The sequence below is a fragment of the Streptomyces cellostaticus genome (assembly GCF_023630175.1).
GTDB lineage: Bacteria > Actinomycetota > Actinomycetes > Streptomycetales > Streptomycetaceae > Streptomyces > Streptomyces cellostaticus_A.
Map to the genome: position 1 here is coordinate 75020 of NZ_JALLIN010000007.1, position 16822 is coordinate 91841.

Consider the following 16822-nt stretch of genomic DNA (forward strand, 5'->3'; position numbering starts at 1 on the left):
TCCCCTAGGCCGTCCGCAGGAAGCGGTCGAGGACACGGACGCCGAAGTGCAGCGCCTCGACCGGGACGCGCTCGTCGACGCCGTGGAAGAGAGCCTGGTAGTCGAGATCCTCGGGGAGCTTCAGGGGTGCGAAGCCGTAGCCGGTGATGCCGAGCCGGGAGAACTGCTTGGCGTCCGTGCCGCCGGACATGCAGTACGGCACGACATGTCCCTCGGGTGCGAACTCCTCCACGGCCGCCCGCATCCTCGCGTAGGTGGGCGAGTCGAGGGGAGCCTGCAGGGCGACCTCGTGGTGGGCGAACTCCCAGTCCACGTCCGGGCCGGTGAGCCGGTCCAGCGTGGTGCGGAACTCCTCCTCGCCGCCCGCGAGGTACCGTCCGTCCACGTGGGCGACCGCCTCGCCCGGGATGACGTTGACCTTGTAACCGGCCGCCAGCATCGTGGGGTTGGCGCTGTTGCGGACGGTGGACTCGACCAGCTTGGCGGCCGGGCCCAGCTTCTTCAGGAGGCCGTCCATGTCCTGGAAGTCGGCGTCGACGCCGTACAGGGCCGCGAGTTCGCCCAGCGCGGCCCGCACGGTCGGGGTGAGCCGCAGCGGCCACTCGTACTCGCCGATGCGGGTGACGGCGGCGGCGAGCCGGGTGACCGCGTTCTCCTTGTTCACCTTGGAGCCGTGTCCGGCCCGGCCGCGCGCGGTCAGCTTCAGCCAGCCGGTGCCCCGCTCCCCCGCCGCGATCGGGTAGAGCTGCCGCCCGGAGCCGTCGTGGAAGGTGAAGGCGCCCGACTCGCTGACGCCCTCGGTGCAGCCCTCGAACAGCTCCGGGTGCTCGTCGGCGAGGAACCCCGAGCCGTCCTCGGCGCTGGCCTCCTCGTCGGCGGTGAACGCGACGACGACGTCCCGGCGGGGGCGTACGCCCTGCCGGGCCCAGGAGCGGACCACCGCGAGGATCATCGCGTCCATGTTCTTCATGTCGACGGCGCCGCGCCCCCACACCACGCCGTCGCGGATCTCGCCCGAGAACGGATCGACGCTCCAGTCCGCCGCCTCGGCCGGCACCACGTCGAGATGGCCGTGCACCAGCAGCGCGTCGGCGGACGGGTCGGTGCCCGCGATCCGGGCGACGACGTTGGTCCGCCCCCGGGTCCGCTCCAGCAGCACGGGTTCCAGGCCCGCCCCGGCCAGCCGCTCGGCCGCGTACTCGGCCGCGGGTCGCTCCTGGCAGTCGCCCCCGCCCCGGTTGGTGGTGTCGATGCGGATGAGGCCGGAGGTGAACTCGACCACCTCGTCCAGGGCCCTCTGGTCAGCCATACTGCTCCTCCACCGCGGCCGAGACGATCGTGGTGACCGCCTTGAAGGTACGGATTCCCTCGTACATGGTGTCGCTGGTGTACGCCACCTTGCGCTCGCCGACGCGTGCCACGCCCGGCACTACGGTCGCGGCCATCGCGAGGTGCTCGGCGTCGAACTCGACGGCGACCGTGAACGGCCCGCCCCGCACCGGCTCGTACCGGACGGCGAGCCGCGCCGCCTGCTCGGCCGCGGCGCGGATGTCGGCGGCGGTGCGGGCCGGGGTGCGGCAGACCGCCGCGTACCGGGACACATGGTCCTTCACCGCGACCTTCATCGCCTCGGGCGCGTACCCGAGGGCGTCCTCGCAGGCCAGGTCGTCGCCGGTGACGAGTACGACCGGGACGCCGTACTCGGCGACGACGTGCGCGTTGAGCAGACCCTCGCTCGCGCGGACGTCGTTCAGCCACACCCCGGTGATCTGGTTCGCGAGGTAGGTGTGGGCGAGGACGCCTTCCGTGCCGGCACCCGCGTGGTAGCCGACGAAGGCGATACCGTCGACGTCGCCGTGCTGGACGCCCTCCACCATGGAGAGCGACTTGTGCCGCCCGGTGAGCATCTCGACGCGCTCGTCGAGCCGTTCCAGGAGCAGGTTGCGCATGCTCGAATGGGCCTCGTTGACGAGTACCCGGTCGGCGCCCCCGTCGAGGAAGCCGAGCACCGCGGCGTTCACGTCGGAGGTGAACATGGACCGGCACCGCTCCCACTGCGGCGTCCCCGGGAGCACGTCGGCCGGCCAGGTGACGCCGGTGGCACCCTCCATGTCCGCACTGATGAGGATCTTCATGCACCGCACGTTACGCGCTGCCGCGGGGCGGCGGCCACGACCCCCGTGCGCAGGACCGTCCGCCCCGGGACCGCTTCACTTCCCGGCGAGCACGAACCAGCGGGCGGGCAGGTCGATGCGGGTGCCGTCGGCCAGGTGCTCGGTCTGCGGCACGGTGGTCTCACCGGTGGCCAGCATCTCGAGGCCGGCCTCGCCGAGCAGCCGCGGGATCTCCTCGTCGTCGGCCTCGGCGGGCTTGAGGCCGTGGTGGAGGACCCGGCGCAGCTTGGGGCCCGGCCCGTCGGGCCCGCCGGCGGCCCGCATGAGGACCTCACGGGAGCCGGACGTCAGCTCGACGACGAACGCGCGCCCGTCGGTGCCGAGGAGTTCGGCGACCGCTGCGGCCACCGCGGCGCGGGCGTGCGGCTCGCTCTGGTGGATGACGGCACGCATGTACACATGGGAGTCGCCGAGGCGCTCGTGCAGCCCGCGTACGGCGCCGGCGTCCGTGAGGTCGAGCTGCTGGAACTCGACGGCGGTGTCGTGTGCGGCGCGCCGGGCGTGCTCGACGGCGGCCTGCGAGAGGTCGACGCCGACGGCGCGGGCGAACCGGGTGGCGAGGAAGCGGGTCTGGGTGCCGTTGCCGCAGCCGAGGTCCACTATGGTGCGTCCGCTGTCCGCGTACGGCAGGAGCAGCTCACTGTGCGGCTCGGCACTCAGGGACGGGTCGGAGTCCCAGATCGCCTCTCCCGTCCCGTCGGCGGTCTCCTGCCAGTAACTCTCCCAGGAGTTGCGATAGTTGTCCGAGACGTTCATGGCGATCTCCCCACGGTCGGTTGCATGATCGGGATATCGCGACCGCCGGGTGCGGGGCAAGGGGCCGGAGGCCCCCTTCACCGGACGTACGGACGGCGGCCATGGTGGGGGGCGCGTGGAGCCGGTGGGGCGCCGCTGTTCACCGTCCTTCGGTGAGGCCCTGCTCGAACCAGACGGTCTTGCGGTGCCCGGTGGCGCTGGCACCCCACTCGCGGGCCAGTCTGCTGACCACGCGCAGTCCCCGCCCGCCCTCGTCGCCGGGGCTCACGGCGAGCATGCTGGGCAGGGCGGGTTCGTCGTCCGTGACCTCGAACAGCAACGCGTCGGTGCGCACCACGCGCAGTCCGACCCGCCCGCCCCCGGCGTGCCGTACGGCGTTGGTGACGACCTCGCTGACCAGCAGCCGCGCCGTCGCCACGGCCTGCGGCAGATCCCAGTCCAGCAGCAGGTCGCGGACCAGGCCGCGGGCCCGGGCCACCTCGCGCGGGTCGGCGTCGAAGTGCCATTCGGCCACGTGGTCCGCGGGGATGCCGTTGAGCCGGGCCATGAGCAGGGCGACGTCGTCCTTGCGGCCGCCATGGGTGTTCAGGGCCCGGATGATGGTGTCGCAGGCGTCGTCCATCGAGGCCGCGGGGTGGGCGGCGGACTCGCAGAGCGCGGCCAGGCCCTCGCCGATGTCGGAGCCGCGCACCTCGACCAGGCCGTCGGTGCACAGCACCAGGCGGTCGCCGGGCGCGACCCGGACGACGGTGGCCTCGAAGGGGACACCGCCCACGCCTATGGGCGCGCCGGTCGGCAGGTCGAGCAGTTCGCTGCGGCCGTCCTCGGCCCGCACCAGCACGGGCGGGATGTGCCCGGCGTTGACGAGGTGCAGCTCGCCGCGGATCGGGTCGTAGACGGCGTAGAGGCAGGTGGCGAGGTAGTTCTCGCCGAGCCGTCGCGCGAGGTCGTCGAGGTTGCGCAGCAGTTGGGCGGGCGGAGTCTCCATGGTGGCCATGGTCTGCACGGCCGTGCGCAACTGCCCCATCATGGCGGCGGAGTTCAGGCCGTGGCCCATGACGTCGCCGACCACGAGGGCGGTACGGGAGCCGGGCAGCTTGATGGTGTCGAACCAGTCGCCGCCGATCCGGCCGAGCCGGGTGCCGGGCAGATAGCGGGTCGCCACGTCGCAGCCGGGCATCCGCGGGTCGACCTGAGGCAGCATGCTGTCCTGGAGGGTGTCGGCGACGTTCTCCTGGTACGTGTACATGCGGGCGTTGTCGAGCACCAGGCCCGCGCGGGCGGCGAGCTCGGCGCCCGTGGTGCGGTCCATGTCGTCGAACGCGGCACGGTCCGGGCGGCGCATCAGCACCATGAAGCCGAGGACGACGTTGCGCGCCTTGAGCGGCACGATCAGCAGGGAGCGGCCCCCGATGAGCGGCCTGAGGTCGCGCTTCTCGAACGCGCCGGAGATGCGGTCGGACAGTTCCTCGGTGACTCTCGGGATCAGCACCGGCTCGCCCGTCACCATGCACTGGTGGAACGGGGTGTGCTCGGGGAAGGCGAACGTCTCGCCGACCGGCACGGTGTCGTCCCAGCGGCCCGGTTCGTCGTTGTGCTCGACCCAGACCCGGTGCATCACCGTGCTGGCGTCCGGCGGGCCGTCCGGGAAGCCCTCACCGGCGAGCACCGCCGAACGCAGATGGGTGCCGGCGAAGTCCGCGAAGCGGGGCACGGCGGCGCTGGTGACCTCGCGGATGGTCTCGCCGAGGTCGAGCGAGGTGCCGATGCCGGAGCTGACCTCGTTGAGGAACTCCAGCCGCTCGCGCACGGCGGCGTACTCTCAGGTCGCGCTCGGCGCCGGCCGGGATCACGGGAGCGGCCCGCTGCTGCGGCACGACGGCCCCGGCGCGGCTGCGGCCGGGGCGGCGCGGCACACCCCAGTACGGGGTGACGGGCACTCGGTCGAACTGACTGAACTCCAGCACGGGATAGCCGAGTTCGAGGATCTGGGAGACGATGCGGCCGCTGAGGTCGGGGCCCATGCTGGGCAGGATCTCGGGGAGCCGCCGCCTGAGTTCGTCGGAGTCGGGCAGTTCGGTGTGGTTGGCGAAGCCGGGCGAGATGTGCTCGGCCGCCACGTCGTCGTAGCCGCGCTCCTCGCGCAGCCGGACGGCGTCGGCGGCGAGCACCAGCAGCCGGAACGGGCCCGGCCCGACCAGGGGGTAGGCCCACCAGAGCACGTCGATCCGCTCGTCGCCGGTGGTCCCGCCGGACCGGCCGTCCTCGTGCGGGAACTGGCGGGCCCGGCCGGCCGCCGGGTAGGCGGTGCGCCCGCCGAGGGAGGTCTCCAGGTCGGGGCCCAGCCCGTCGTACGCCTCGCAGGGGTCGTGGGCGTCCGGCATCACGTCGCTGTGCGGGTCGTCGGAGAGCGCGCCGGAGACCGGCAGCAGATCCACCGCCGGACGCCCGACCGCGTCCCGCCGGCCGACGCCGAACAGGCGGCTCGCGCCGCTGCTCCAGTGGGACACCAGACCGTCTCGGTCGACGACCACCACGGCAAGCGGAATCCGGCCCGCCGCGGCGTCGCCGGCCCCGCGGCCGGGAGGTGTGCCCCGCTCGCTGCCATGGTCCATGGCCCCGGCCCTCTCTCCCCACGGCTGTCCGCAAAACGATCTGTACCGCCCGCCACCACGTTACGGCGGCGGCCGGACACGATGTGCGGCAATCCTGGAATTGGTCTCACCGGACGAACCGGGCGCGCGGCACGGCGCCGGCGGACGCCCGGCCCTTCAGTCCTCGTGGCCCAACTGCAGATCGCGCTCCGTGCGGCCGCCCCCGGCGACCTGCAGAACCGTTGCGACCGGCGGGTAACCTGCGGCGATGACCGTGTACTCGCCGGAGGAAAGGTCCACGAACCGGAACGCCCCGTCGGCTCCGGTGGTGAGGGTGTCCACGACGTTCCCGGCGGCGTCCAGGAGGGTGACGCGGGCGTCCTCCACCGAACGGCCGCCGCTCGCCCGGACGGTGCCCCGCAGTACCGCGCCGCCCGCGAGCTCGACGTCCTGCCGGGTCTCCCGGGCGGCCTGCACGGTGACCGGGAGCGCGGCGGGCCGGAAGGCGGGCGCGCTGGCGGCGAGGGTGTACTCACCCGCCACCAGCTCGGAGATGACGTAGCCGCCCTCACGGCCGCTGCGGGTGCTGGCGACGACCTCGCCGTGCACGTTGGTGAGGGTGACGGTGGCGTCCCGGACGGGGCTGCCGTCGGCGGTGAGCACGCTGCCGGCGAGACGTCCGGCGCCGCCGAGGACGACGTCGAGTTCGACGGGCCGCTCCCCGACGGTGACGGAGACGGCCTGCGGCTGGTGGCCCCCGGCGGCCGCGATCAGCACGTACGAGCCGACGCCGGGCGTGGCGAGCGCGTAGCGCCCGTCGTCACCGCTCGCGCCGCGCCCGATCTGCTGTCCGGCGACGTCGATCAGGGTGAGCGCCGCGCGGGGCACCGCAGTCCCGTCGGAGTGCCGCACCGTGCCGCAGACCGGGACTCCGGCGGCGTGCGGCGAGCGGGACGTCCCGGCCGGGGGCCGGTGGCGGGCCTGCGGGATGGGGGTGGTCGCGGGCACGGGCCCGGTTTCGGTGGCGTTGTGGGACACCAGCGGTTTCTCCTTGAGGAAGAAGGCGACGAGCAGGCCGAGGACGAGCACCGGGACGAGGTAGAGGAAGATCCGGGGCATCGCGTCGGCGTAGGCGCGGACGTAGGCGTCGCGCAGCGCGGGTGGCAGCGCGTGCACGAGCTGCGGGGTGAGGGACTCGGGGTCGGGCAGCCCGGCGCCCGTGCGCGGCGGCAGTTCGCGCCGCAGGGCGTCGGTGAGCCGGCCGGCGAAGAGCGTGCCGAAGACGGCGGCGCCGACGCTGCCGCCGATCTGCCGGAAGTAGTTGTTGGCGCTGGTGGCGGTGCCGAGGTCGGCGGGGCGCACCGAGTTCTGCACGGCCAGGACCAGGACCGGCATCACCAGGCCGATGCCGGCGCCGAGCACGGCCATCCAGACGCTGTAGTACAGCCGGGGCGTGTCCACCTCGAGCCGGGACAGCAGCCACATGCCGACGGCGGACAGGGCACCGCCGAGGACAGGGTACGGCTTGTACCGCCCGGTGTGGCTGATGAGTTGCCCGCCGATGATCGAGGCTCCGACGATGCCGGCCATCATGGGCAGCATCAGCAGCCCGGACTCGGTGGCACTGGCCCCGTCGACCATCTGCAGGAAGGTCGGCAGGTAGCTGGCGGCGCCGAACAGCGCGACGCCGATCACCAGGCCGACCAGGCCGGTGACGTTGAAGACGGAGTCCCGGAACAGCCGGAGCGGGATGAGGGGTTCGGCGGCGAAGTGCTCCGCCACGAGGAACAGGACGGTGGCGGTCAGGGCGCCCGCGCCGAGGCCGATGATCTCCCGGGAGCCCCAGGCGTACTCGGTGCCGCCCCAGCTCGTGAGCAGCACCAGGCAGGTGGAGGCGGCGGCGAGCAGCAGCGCGCCGGGCACGTCGAGGCGGGCGCGGACACGGGGCCTGGGGAGCTGGAGGACCGCGGTGACCACGGCGAGGGTGAGCAGGCCGAAGGGGACGTTGATGTAGAAGCACCAGCGCCACGACAGGTGGTCGGTGAAGTAGCCGCCGAGCAGTGGACCGGCGACGGAGGCGACCCCGAACGCGGCGCCGATCAGGCCCATGTAGCGGCCGCGCCGCCGGGCCGGCACGATGTCGGCGATGATCGCCTGCACCCCGATCATCAGCCCGCCCGCGCCGACGCCCTGGACGGCGCGGAAGGCGATGAGCTGGTCCATGCTCCGCGCCCGCCCGGCGAGCGCGGAACCGGCCACGAAGACCAGGATCGCGAACTGGAAGACGCCCTTGCGGCCATAGAGGTCGCCGAGCTTGCCGTACAGCGGCAGCCCGATGGTCGCGGTGAGCAGATAGGCGGTGATCGCCCAGGACATCCTGTCCAGTCCGTGCAGCTCGCCGACGATCTTCGGCAGGGCGGTGGCGACGATCATCTGCTCCAGCGCGGCGAGCAGCAGCGCCAGCATCAGCCCGAAGAAGACCAACCGCACCCGGCGCGTGCCGAGTTCGGCGGTCTCGGGCGGTGGGGGCACGGGTGTCCCGGGGGGCGCCGCGACCGGCTCGTCCCGCACCAGAGTCGTCCCACCCACGTACCGCTCCCCTCGTCGCACCTGTCACACAGTTCCCGCCGGAACGACAACTGCGGACAAGTACGGCGAGTTACGGCACAAGGTCGTAAGGGTGGTGAATCCACCCGAACCGGTGAGGGGTACAACGCCCCGCCACCGGAGGGCCTTTGGGATCAGCCGCGGGCGGACCCGGTCACTTCTCGACCTCGCGCGCCAGGTTGGCGAGGACGGCGTCGTAGATCCGCCCGAGGCCCTTGGGGGCGAAGGTCCGCTCGAAGAACCCGCCGATGCCGCCGGCGCCCTGCCAGGTGGTGGTGACGACGACCCGGGAGCTCCCTTCACCGGCGGGGGTGACGCGCCAGGTGGTGACCATGGAGGAGTTGCGGTCCTTCTCGACCAGTTCGCCGTCGGTGGGCTCGGCGACCTCCAGCAGGCAGTCACGCACCCGCTTGCTGGTGGCCTGGAGCCTCCAGTGCACGAGGGTGCCCTCGCCGTCACCGCCCTCGCGCACCTCGTACTCGCTGAACTGCTCGGGCAGCAGCCGCTGCCGCGTGCCGCTGTAGTCGGCGAGGGCGTCGAACACCTTCTCCGCGTCCGCCGCGACGACCCGCTCCGTAGTGGCCTCGACCTGCGCCATTGCGTTCCTCCAGGACCAGTTTTCTCGAAGTGGGAGCAAGCCAACCACCCCGGCGCCCGGCCGCCCAAATCGGGGTCGCACGATCATGGGAACGGATGTTCTGTACCGCGCGCGGCGCCGGGCGGTTCCACGATGCGCTCGCCAGACGCGGACAGGGCTGCGGGCCCGGCCAGGGCTCGCCCGGGAGGCCGTCGCCGCCCTCACCGCCACCGCCGCCGGCGTGGGCCATCAGGTACTCCATGTCACTACTCCTTCGTTCGCGGTTCGATGGTTGCCCCTCGGGTCGGTTCCGGGAAGGGGCTGGGTCCCGCCGCAGGTCGCGATCCGCCACGGGATGGACCCGCCCCGCCGGAGGCTTGGGCCCCCCGACGGGGCGGGCGGACCCGTCTCACCGGGTCTTGCGGAACCCCGGAAGACGGGGTCCAGGGGTGCGGCCCTGACCGGAAGCGGCCGCCATCGGGGTGCGTCCGTGCGGGGTCCGCGCCGGCACCGGGGAGGACGGGGGCGGTCACGGCCGCCGCATTCAGCAGACACGGCGCTGCGGCCGTTCTCATGACGGCGGATGCGCCATCTGCTCGTAGTGGTCGCACAGTGCCCGCAGGACCCGGGCCAGGCGGCGCGCGTGGACGACGTCTCCGCCGGGCCGCGCGCCGCCACCGAGCTTGCGGCGGGCCTCCCCGACACAGGCCATCGCGCAGTACCGCGGAATGCTGTCCTCCGACAGCCGGCCCGCGCGCGACTCCACCTCGGGGACCAGGAGCTCAAGATGGCCGCGCAGCGCCACGGTCAGCGCGCCGACCTCCCGAGGGGCCGGGGGCAGTGCATCGGGAGCGTCGTCGGGGCCCAGCAGCAGATCGACGGCCTCGCGCATCGTCCCGAGGTCCGCCACCTGCGTGCCGCTGCCGTTCTCCACCGCGTCGCTCACCGGGCGGCCACGCAGCGGGGGCAGGCGCACGGCGGGAAGGCCGTGCTCACCATCTGCGGCGGGCCGGCCTGGGGCAGGACATCCAGGCAGCCGCGGTCCTCGGTGATGATGCCGGCCCGGTTCACGGAGTAGACGCGCAGGCGCATCTTGACCCCGGGCTCTGGTCGGGCTGTAGCTTTCATGGTGTCGGCGCTCCTCTGCAGCGTTGGCCATGCCCCCGAACCGTTCGCCGCGGTTGCGGGGGTCCTGACTTCGACCGTAGGAGCGCCTACATAGAACTGCCGACCGTAATTCGGTCGCTACGCTCAGGCAGCGAGGATGCCGATGCGTGTGGCCAGGTCAGCGGCACGGCGCCGACGCGGTGCCCGAGTTGACTCGACCTCCTCAAGGAGGATCGCCTTGGCGTAGCCGTTGTACCGGATCGTCTCCGGCGCGGCCTCGAAGGCCTTCTCCAGCGACGCCAGGGCCGTGTCGGGCTGCCCGTCCAACTGGTAGCCGCGGGCCTCCTCGATGCGGTGCCGTGCCCGCCGGGGACGGGACCTGATAACGCTGCCATCGGCGCGCGCGGCCTGCCGCACCGACTCTCCGCCCTGGTGTAGCTCGACGGCGACCGTCACCGCGTGCGCACCCATGATCGCCTGAGAGAAACTCGTGACAGGGTGGTAGTAGTCGACCGGCAGCCGCCTGGCCGCCGCGCGCGCCTGGTCCCAGTACCGCCACGCCGTTCCGGTCTCCCGTCGGCGGGCCGCGGTATAGCCCAGCTCGAACTGCAGCGCCCCGGAGATGGCGAGGACGTCGTCCGAGGCGTCGGGCAGCAGCGGTTCCAGGTAGCGGACCGCTTCCTCGTTCACGGCGTCGGCCGCATCGAAGTGCCGGGGCCCGGAGTCGCGGTGCGCCTGCGCGAGGAGCCACGCGGCGACGCCGATAGTGTGCGGATCGTCGCTCTCCTGGGCGGCGATCATGCCGCGCTCAGCCACGCGCCAGAGCAGGGAGGCATCGGGCTGGTAGGCGATGAAGAACTGCGACAGCGAGTAGGTCTGGGCGAGCAAGGCCTGCGCGGCGCGCCGCTCGGCGGAGCTGTCAGCGTGCCGTACAAGGGCCTGGGTGTCCCGGATGAGGCCGGGCAGCAGCTTGCCGATCGCGTCCCGGTGGTTCTTCGCCCCGTGCCGGGCCTTCCACGCGGAGTGCAGCCGCGCCTCCAGGTGAGTCACGGGCGGCGGCTCCGCGCTGGTGGTGAGCGGGAAGCCATCGATGGCGGCCTTGACGGCGGCGAGCCGGGGGTGGCCCGGCCCGACGAAGAGATCGACGTGGGCTTCGGGGTGCCCGGTCAGGTCGGCCAGGTCCCCCACCCGCAACGCTTCGGCGATGCGCAGCACCATGTCGAGCCGCGGCGGCTGCTGCTGTCCGTTCTCGATCTTGCGGAGCGTATGCGGTGAGATCCCGATGAGGTCGGCGAGCTGGGTCTGCGTCATGCCGCGGCGTTCACGGATGATCTGCACGCGCTGACCGAATCGCAGCGGATCAGCGTACGGGTCCGGGGTAGCATCTGGAGTCATAACGGCCTTGCCCCTCCTTGCAGCTTCGTCACTGCCAGATTAGGGGCCGGGCCGGTTCTGTGTGACCGGCTTCTCACCCGCAGCTCCGGACCCGCGCTACTTGCTGAGCCCGATGCCCCGCCACTGGCCGTGCTTGCGGACGATGGCGCCCTTCTTCTCCACGGTCACGGCGCACCTTCAGCTCATCCACCGGCTCTCCGGACTCGCCCGCGCCCTGGAGGCTGCGGCGAGCAAGGCTCGGAACTCGCGCACCATCGCCGCGAGCGACGGACCGGCGGATCCGCCCCACCGGGTCCGCCGAGGCGGCCGCCCCCGCGGAGCCGACTCAGCTCACCCTCCTCTGAGGGCGTTGGAGGGCATCCCTCGGCCCAATTGGGTCAAGTATCGGCGGAACGGGTTCCGCGGAAGGCCGATTCCGGGACGATCCGGCGAGGACCGTGATCACACGGTTCGCGCCACCCTCCGTCCCGGGAGGACCCATGAGGACACGCGCAGCCGTGCTGTGCGCAGCCGCCGCCATGGTGGCGGGCTCGGTCACGGCCGCCCCCGCGCAGGCGGCCCCCGCCGCTCCGGCACCTGAGCTCACCTGGAAGGACTGCGGCACCGACGACCATCCGTCCCTGCAGTGCGCCTCGCTGAAGGTGCCGCTGGACCACGCGCGGCCGGCCGGCCGGCAGATCACGCTCGCCCTGTCCCGCGTCCCGCACACCGCACCCACCTCCCAGGGCCCGCTGCTGGTCAACCCCGGCGGCCCCGGCGGCAGCGGTCTGAAGCTCGCCGGCTACGTGGCGTCGGCGCTGCCCAAGTCGGTGGCGGCCCAGTACGACGTCATCGGCTTCGATCCGCGGGGCGTCGGGAAGAGCACGCCCGCGCTGGACTGCTCGGCCGGCCGCTTCACGCCGGTGCGGCCCGACACCGTCCCCGCCACGGCCGCGCTGGAGCGGGCGAACCTGGAGCGGGCCCGGTCCTTCGCCGCCGCCTGCGGCCGCAAGTACGCGGACGTGCTGCCGTACATCGACACCGTCGACGCCGTCCGTGACATGGACGCGATCCGCCGGGCCCTGGGCGCGCCGCGCATCAACTACTTCGGGTACTCCTACGGCACCTATCTGGGCGCGGTGTACGCCAAGCTGTACCCGGAGCGGGTGCGGCGCCTGGTGCTGGACTCGATCGTGGACCCGACGGGCGTCTGGCACGAGGACAACATCGGCCAGGACTACGCCTTCGACGCCCGCCACCGCGCCCTGATGGCCTGGATCGCCCGGCACGACGGCACGTACCGGCTGGGCAAGGACCCCGCGAAGGTCGAGGCCGCGTGGTACGCGATGCGCGCGGCCCTGGCGAAGAAGCCGGCCGGCGGCAAGGTGGGCGCCGCCGAACTGGAGGACGCCTTCATCCCCGGCGGCTACTACAACGGCTACTGGCCGCACCTCGCGGCGGCGTTCTCGGCCTGGGTGAACGAGGGCAGGAGCGAGCCGCTGGTGAAGGCGTACCAGGACTACGGCGCCGTGGACGGCCCGGGCGACAACGGGTACAGCGTCTACGCGGCGGTGCAGTGCCGTGACGTGTCCTGGCCGCGCGACTGGAACCGCTGGCGGACGGAGACCTGGGGGGTGTACGCGAAGGCACCCTTCATGGCCTGGAACAACGCCTGGTACAACGCGCCGTGCGCGTTCTGGCCGACCGGGACGCTGCGGCCGGTGGACGTCGCCAACACGAAGCTGCCGCCGGCGCTGCTGCTCCAGGCGACCGACGACGCGGCTACGCCCTACGCGGGCGGGGTGACGGCGCACCGGCTGCTGGCCGGTTCCCGCCTGGTGGTCGAGGAGGGCGGCGGCAACCACGGCATCAGTCTCAGCGGCAACACGTGCCTGGACCGGTACCTGGCCGACTACCTGTCCACCGGCCGGCTCCCGCGCCGGGGCGGCGCGGCCGGGGGTGCCGACGCGGTCTGCGAGCGGTCACCGGACCCCGAGCCCCCGACGAGCAAGGCGGTCCCGGGCTCGCGCGGCGCGGAGCTGCACCGGCTGCTGGGCTTCCGCGGTTAGGTTCGGCCCCGCCGGGGGCCTGGTGCGGCGCTTGCGTCGTCCGCCGGGCAGGCGGGTCCTTCGCCACCGGATCCGCCGGCCCGGCCGGGGCGTCGCCCGCCCGGCCGGGCGGTGGATATTCGCGGGCGTCGGGCGAGACCGCTCCCTAGAGTGCGGTCATGGACGACCCCTCCCTGCTCATCCGCCCGATGACCCTCGACGACTGCGACCGCGTCTCGGAGATCCGCGTCCGGGGCTGGCGGCACGCCTACCGCGGGCTCGTGCCGCAGCCGTATCTCGACGCGCTCAGCGTGGCGCGGGACGCCGAGCGGCGCCGTGCCCGGTTCGGGCAGGGGAACGGCGCCGTGCTGAACCTGGTCGCCGAGCGGGGCGGCGAGGTGGTCGGCTGGGCGGCGTACGGGCCGTACCGCGAGGGTGAGGTACGCACCGCGGACGCCGAGCTGTACGCCGTCTACCTCGACCCGGACCGGGTGGGCACCGGGGTGGGCCGGGCGCTGCTGGCGGAGTCGGTCGAGCGGTGCGCGGGGTACCCGCGGATGTTCCTGTGGGTACTGAGGGAGAACAGGCGTGCCCGCCGCTTCTACGAGCGGGCCGGCTTCCACTGGGACGGCGCCGAGGAGCCCTTCGAGGCGGGCGGCGCGCTCGTGCCCGAGGTGCGTTACGTCCGGACGCTGGGCGGCTGACCTGGCGTCACGTGCGGTTCTGGCGCGGGATGCGGGCCAGCGCGCGGACCGCCGCCTCGGCGAGCGCCGGGTGCGCGAGGGCCTCGCCCAGCACCCGCCGGGCGCGGGCGTCGCCGAGCGTGCCGAGCCCGTCCACGCAGGCGAGGGCCACCCGCCGGTAGGGGTCGTGGGGGCGCAGCCGGCGCTCCAGGGTGGTGATCAGGGCCGGCACGGACTCCGGGGCGCGCAGCTCGACCAGGAGCCGCACCGGGTGCAGGGCGTAGGCCACGCGCAGCTCGTTGGTGGCGAGGGCCGCCGCGGCGCGGGCCGTACGCGGGTCGCCGAGCCGCGCGAGGGCGTGGGCGGCGGCGGAGCAGCGGGGCGGGTCGCGGTGGTTGAGCAGCAGCACGAGCGCTTCGAAGGCGCGCCGGTCGCCGGCCCGGCCCAGCCGGAACGCGGCCAGTTCCCGGGCCCACAGGGGCTGTCCGGGCGCGGTGAGCACCTCGGCCAGTTCGTCGTGGTCCCCGGTCACCACCAGCCGCTCGTAACCGGGCGAGCCGTGCGACTCCTGCCGTAAGCGTTCCGTGAGCGATCGCAACTCTTCGTCCACGGGGCCAGGGTATGCCGGTCACCGGAACGGAGGGGAGCCAGATCACAAAGTCGGCTTCCCCGTGGGGGCTGGCGCGCTCGTTACTGGCCGGTTAAGCTCAGACGAGCGAGTTACCCACTCGCTGTTCGCTCACGACGGTTTGGTGACGCAGCCGTCGTGCGCCGGTCGGTTCGGTACCTCGGTACCGCAGTACGACCCGGCTCCGGGACAGGGCCGGTCGGAATCCGCCGCTCCCGGGCGTGTGCACGCCCGCGGTGCCGGCACCGGGCGTGTGCGCCAGCAGCCCGGCAACACCCGCACTTCACACCGCCCCGGTGTGCGTCTACGGGCGCACCCGGCGCGTTCCCAGTCGTCACCCTCATTCCTGGAGTCCCGCGATGGCCACTCCCCTGTCCGACACCCCTCTGTCCCCGCTCAAGACGATCGCCGTCATCGGTCTCGGCACGATGGGCACCGGCATCACCGAGGTTCTCGCGAAGGCGGGCCGCGAGGTGATCGGCATCGACGTCGCCGAGGCCCAGACCGCTCGGGCGCTCGCCGCCCTGGAGGCCGCCACCGCCCGCGCCGTCGGGCGTGGCCGGCTGACCGAGCAGGACCGCGCCGGCGTCCTGGCCCGGGTCCGGCTCTCCACCGACCTGCGCGCGGCGGCCGACGCCGACCTGGTCATCGAGGTCGTCCCGGAGTCGTACGAGATCAAGCACCAGGTCTTCCGGGAGCTGGACGGCATCGTGCGTCCGGAGACCATCCTGGCGACCGGCACCAACGCGCTGTCCGTCACCCGTCTGGCCGCCGACTCCGCGCACCCCGAGCGGGTGCTGGGCCTGCACTTCTTCAACCCGGCCCCGGCGATGAAGCTGGTCGAGGTCGTCTCCTCGGTGCTGACCGCGCCGGCCGCGGTCGCCGCGGTCACGGACCTCGCGATCGAACTGGGCAAGGAGCCGGTCGCGGTCGGCGACCGCCCCGGTTTCGTCGCGGACGGGCTGCTGTTCGGCTACCTCAACCAGGCCGCGGCGATGTACGAGGCCAGGTACGCCTCCCGCGAGGACATCGACGCGGCCATGCGGCTCGGCTGCGGCCTGCCCATGGGCCCGCTGGCCCTGCTGGACCTGATCGGCATCGACACCGCGCGCACGGTCCTGGACGCCATGTACGCCGAGTCCCGCGACCGGCTGCACGCCCCCGCCCCGATCCTCAAGCAGCTCAGCGAGGCGGGCCTGACCGGCCGCAAGTCCGGCCGCGGCTTCTACACCTACGAGGCGCCGGGCAGCGCCACGGTCGTGGCCGACCCGCTGACGCCGGCCGCCGGGGGCGCCGGGACCGGGGGACGCCCCGTCCGGTCCGTCGGCGTCGCGGGCTCGGGCACCATGGCCTCGGGCATCGCCGAGGTGTTCGCCAAGGCCGGCTACGAGGTCGTCCTCGCCGCGCGCAGCGAGGAGAAGGCACGGACGGCCAAGGCCCGTATCGGCAAGTCGCTCTCGCGCTCCGTCGACAAGGGGCGGATGACCGCCGAGGCGGCCGCCGAGTCCCTGGACCGGATCACCGCGGCGGGCTCCTACGACGCCTTCGCCGACGTCGACCTGGCGGTCGAGGCGGTCGCCGAGGACCTGGAGGTCAAGCGGCAGCTCTTCGCGGCCCTCGACAAGGTCTGCAAGCCGGGCGCGGTGCTGGCCACCACCACCTCCTCGCTGCCCGTCGTCGCCTGCGCCCGCGCCACCTCGCGCCCGCAGGACGTGATCGGCATGCACTTCTTCAACCCGGCCCCGGCGATGAAGCTGGTCGAGGTCGTGCGCACGGTCCTGACGGCCGACGACGTGCACGCCACCGTCCGCGAGGTCTGCGGGCGGATCAGGAAGCACGCCGTCGACTGCGGCGACCGGGCCGGCTTCATCGTGAACGCGCTGCTGTTCCCGTACCTGAACAACGCGATCAAGATGGTCGAGGAGCACTACGCGACGCTGGACGACATCGACGCGGCGATGAAGCTCGGCGGCGGCTATCCGATGGGCCCGTTCGAGCTGCTGGACGTGGTCGGCCTGGACGTCTCGCTGGCCATCGAGAAGGTGCTGCACCGCGAGTTCCGCGACCCGGGCCTGGCCCCGGCTCCGCTGCTGGAGCACCTGGTGGCCGCGGGCTGCCTCGGCCGCAAGACCGGCCGCGGCTTCCGCGAGTATGCCCGCCGCTGACGGCGTCGGCGACTGGTCCCGCACGGAGACGGACTGGGGCGGACTGCTCGGCCCAGTGGGCACTCCCCCGCCCCTCGCGGGCGGGGGATCCCCCGGACCTGCGCATTCT

The 16822-nt window shown here is 73.2% G+C and carries 12 protein-coding genes and 1 pseudogene; 3 read left to right on the plus strand and 10 right to left on the minus strand.

Annotated elements, in window-relative coordinates:
- Positions 1-4: 4 nt before the first annotated feature.
- The 9 genes and pseudogenes from MXD57_RS06475 to MXD57_RS06515 all read right to left on the minus strand — a co-directional run bounded on the left by MXD57_RS06475 (position 5) and on the right by MXD57_RS06515 (position 11210).
- A complete protein-coding gene (locus MXD57_RS06475) occupies positions 5-1309 on the minus strand; it encodes a M20/M25/M40 family metallo-hydrolase (RefSeq protein WP_250400329.1) in 1305 nt (434 codons plus the stop codon).
- Positions 1302-2135 (minus strand): M55 family metallopeptidase, encoded by an 834-nt coding sequence (locus MXD57_RS06480; protein WP_250400330.1) that lies wholly within the window; start codon positions 2133-2135, stop codon positions 1302-1304. The genes MXD57_RS06475 and MXD57_RS06480 overlap by 8 nt, the downstream gene beginning before the upstream one ends.
- A gap of 75 nt (positions 2136-2210) precedes the next feature.
- Entirely contained in the window at positions 2211-2930 is a 720-nt protein-coding gene (locus MXD57_RS06485) for a class I SAM-dependent methyltransferase (protein WP_250400331.1), read from the minus strand.
- Between the two features lie 139 nt (positions 2931-3069).
- Positions 3070-5545: pseudogene (locus MXD57_RS06490) on the minus strand (SpoIIE family protein phosphatase).
- A 156-nt stretch (positions 5546-5701) separates the two neighbouring features.
- Entirely contained in the window at positions 5702-8113 is a 2412-nt protein-coding gene (locus MXD57_RS06495) for an MFS transporter (protein WP_250400332.1), read from the minus strand.
- A gap of 172 nt (positions 8114-8285) precedes the next feature.
- Positions 8286-8729, minus strand: a complete 444-nt coding sequence (locus MXD57_RS06500) for an SRPBCC family protein (RefSeq protein ID WP_250400333.1) — start codon at positions 8727-8729, stop codon at positions 8286-8288.
- A 550-nt stretch (positions 8730-9279) separates the two neighbouring features.
- On the minus strand, positions 9280-9654 hold the full coding sequence (locus MXD57_RS06505; protein WP_250400334.1) for a DUF6415 family natural product biosynthesis protein: 375 nt from the start codon (positions 9652-9654) through the stop codon (positions 9280-9282).
- Positions 9651-9836: a hypothetical protein gene (locus MXD57_RS06510; RefSeq protein WP_250400335.1), complete on the minus strand. Its 186-nt coding sequence runs from the start codon at positions 9834-9836 to the stop codon at positions 9651-9653. The genes MXD57_RS06505 and MXD57_RS06510 overlap by 4 nt, the downstream gene beginning before the upstream one ends.
- Positions 9837-9959: 123 nt before the next feature.
- Positions 9960-11210, minus strand: a complete 1251-nt coding sequence (locus tag MXD57_RS06515) for a helix-turn-helix domain-containing protein (protein WP_250400336.1) — start codon at positions 11208-11210, stop codon at positions 9960-9962.
- A 479-nt stretch (positions 11211-11689) separates the two neighbouring features.
- Between MXD57_RS06515 and MXD57_RS06520 the strand changes: the two genes are divergently transcribed.
- Both MXD57_RS06520 and MXD57_RS06525 read left to right on the plus strand, forming a co-directional pair.
- On the plus strand, positions 11690-13258 hold the full coding sequence (locus tag MXD57_RS06520) for an alpha/beta hydrolase (RefSeq protein WP_250400337.1): 1569 nt from the start codon (positions 11690-11692) through the stop codon (positions 13256-13258).
- A gap of 158 nt (positions 13259-13416) precedes the next feature.
- Complete coding sequence (locus MXD57_RS06525; protein ID WP_250400338.1) at positions 13417-13941, plus strand: GNAT family N-acetyltransferase; 525 nt, start codon at positions 13417-13419, stop codon at positions 13939-13941.
- A gap of 7 nt (positions 13942-13948) precedes the next feature.
- Here MXD57_RS06525 and MXD57_RS06530 read toward each other — a convergent pair whose 3' ends face one another.
- The gene (locus MXD57_RS06530) at positions 13949-14530 is read right to left on the minus strand and encodes an adenylosuccinate lyase (RefSeq protein WP_250400339.1); all 582 of its coding nucleotides are present in this window, start codon (positions 14528-14530) and stop codon (positions 13949-13951) included.
- 377 nt (positions 14531-14907) lie between these two features.
- Between MXD57_RS06530 and MXD57_RS06535 the strand changes: the two genes are divergently transcribed.
- Entirely contained in the window at positions 14908-16713 is a 1806-nt protein-coding gene (locus MXD57_RS06535; RefSeq protein WP_250400340.1) for a 3-hydroxyacyl-CoA dehydrogenase family protein, read from the plus strand.
- Positions 16714-16822 lie beyond the last annotated feature (109 nt).

What these genes read in the sequence shown, in the direction of transcription:
- MXD57_RS06520 (WP_250400337.1), top strand. Translation starts at nt 11,690, where the DNA reads ATGAGGACACGCGCAGCCGTGCTGTGCGCAGCCGCCGCCATGGTGGCG.
- MXD57_RS06485 (WP_250400331.1), bottom strand. Translation starts at nt 2,930, where the DNA reads ATGAACGTCTCGGACAACTATCGCAACTCCTGGGAGAGTTACTGGCAG.
- MXD57_RS06535 (WP_250400340.1), top strand. Translation starts at nt 14,908, where the DNA reads ATGGCCACTCCCCTGTCCGACACCCCTCTGTCCCCGCTCAAGACGATC.
- MXD57_RS06510 (WP_250400335.1), bottom strand. Translation starts at nt 9,836, where the DNA reads ATGAAAGCTACAGCCCGACCAGAGCCCGGGGTCAAGATGCGCCTGCGC.
- MXD57_RS06515 (WP_250400336.1), bottom strand. Translation starts at nt 11,210, where the DNA reads ATGACTCCAGATGCTACCCCGGACCCGTACGCTGATCCGCTGCGATTC.
- MXD57_RS06525 (WP_250400338.1), top strand. Translation starts at nt 13,417, where the DNA reads ATGGACGACCCCTCCCTGCTCATCCGCCCGATGACCCTCGACGACTGC.
- MXD57_RS06480 (WP_250400330.1), bottom strand. Translation starts at nt 2,135, where the DNA reads ATGAAGATCCTCATCAGTGCGGACATGGAGGGTGCCACCGGCGTCACC.
- MXD57_RS06500 (WP_250400333.1), bottom strand. Translation starts at nt 8,729, where the DNA reads ATGGCGCAGGTCGAGGCCACTACGGAGCGGGTCGTCGCGGCGGACGCG.
- MXD57_RS06475 (WP_250400329.1), bottom strand. Translation starts at nt 1,309, where the DNA reads ATGGCTGACCAGAGGGCCCTGGACGAGGTGGTCGAGTTCACCTCCGGC.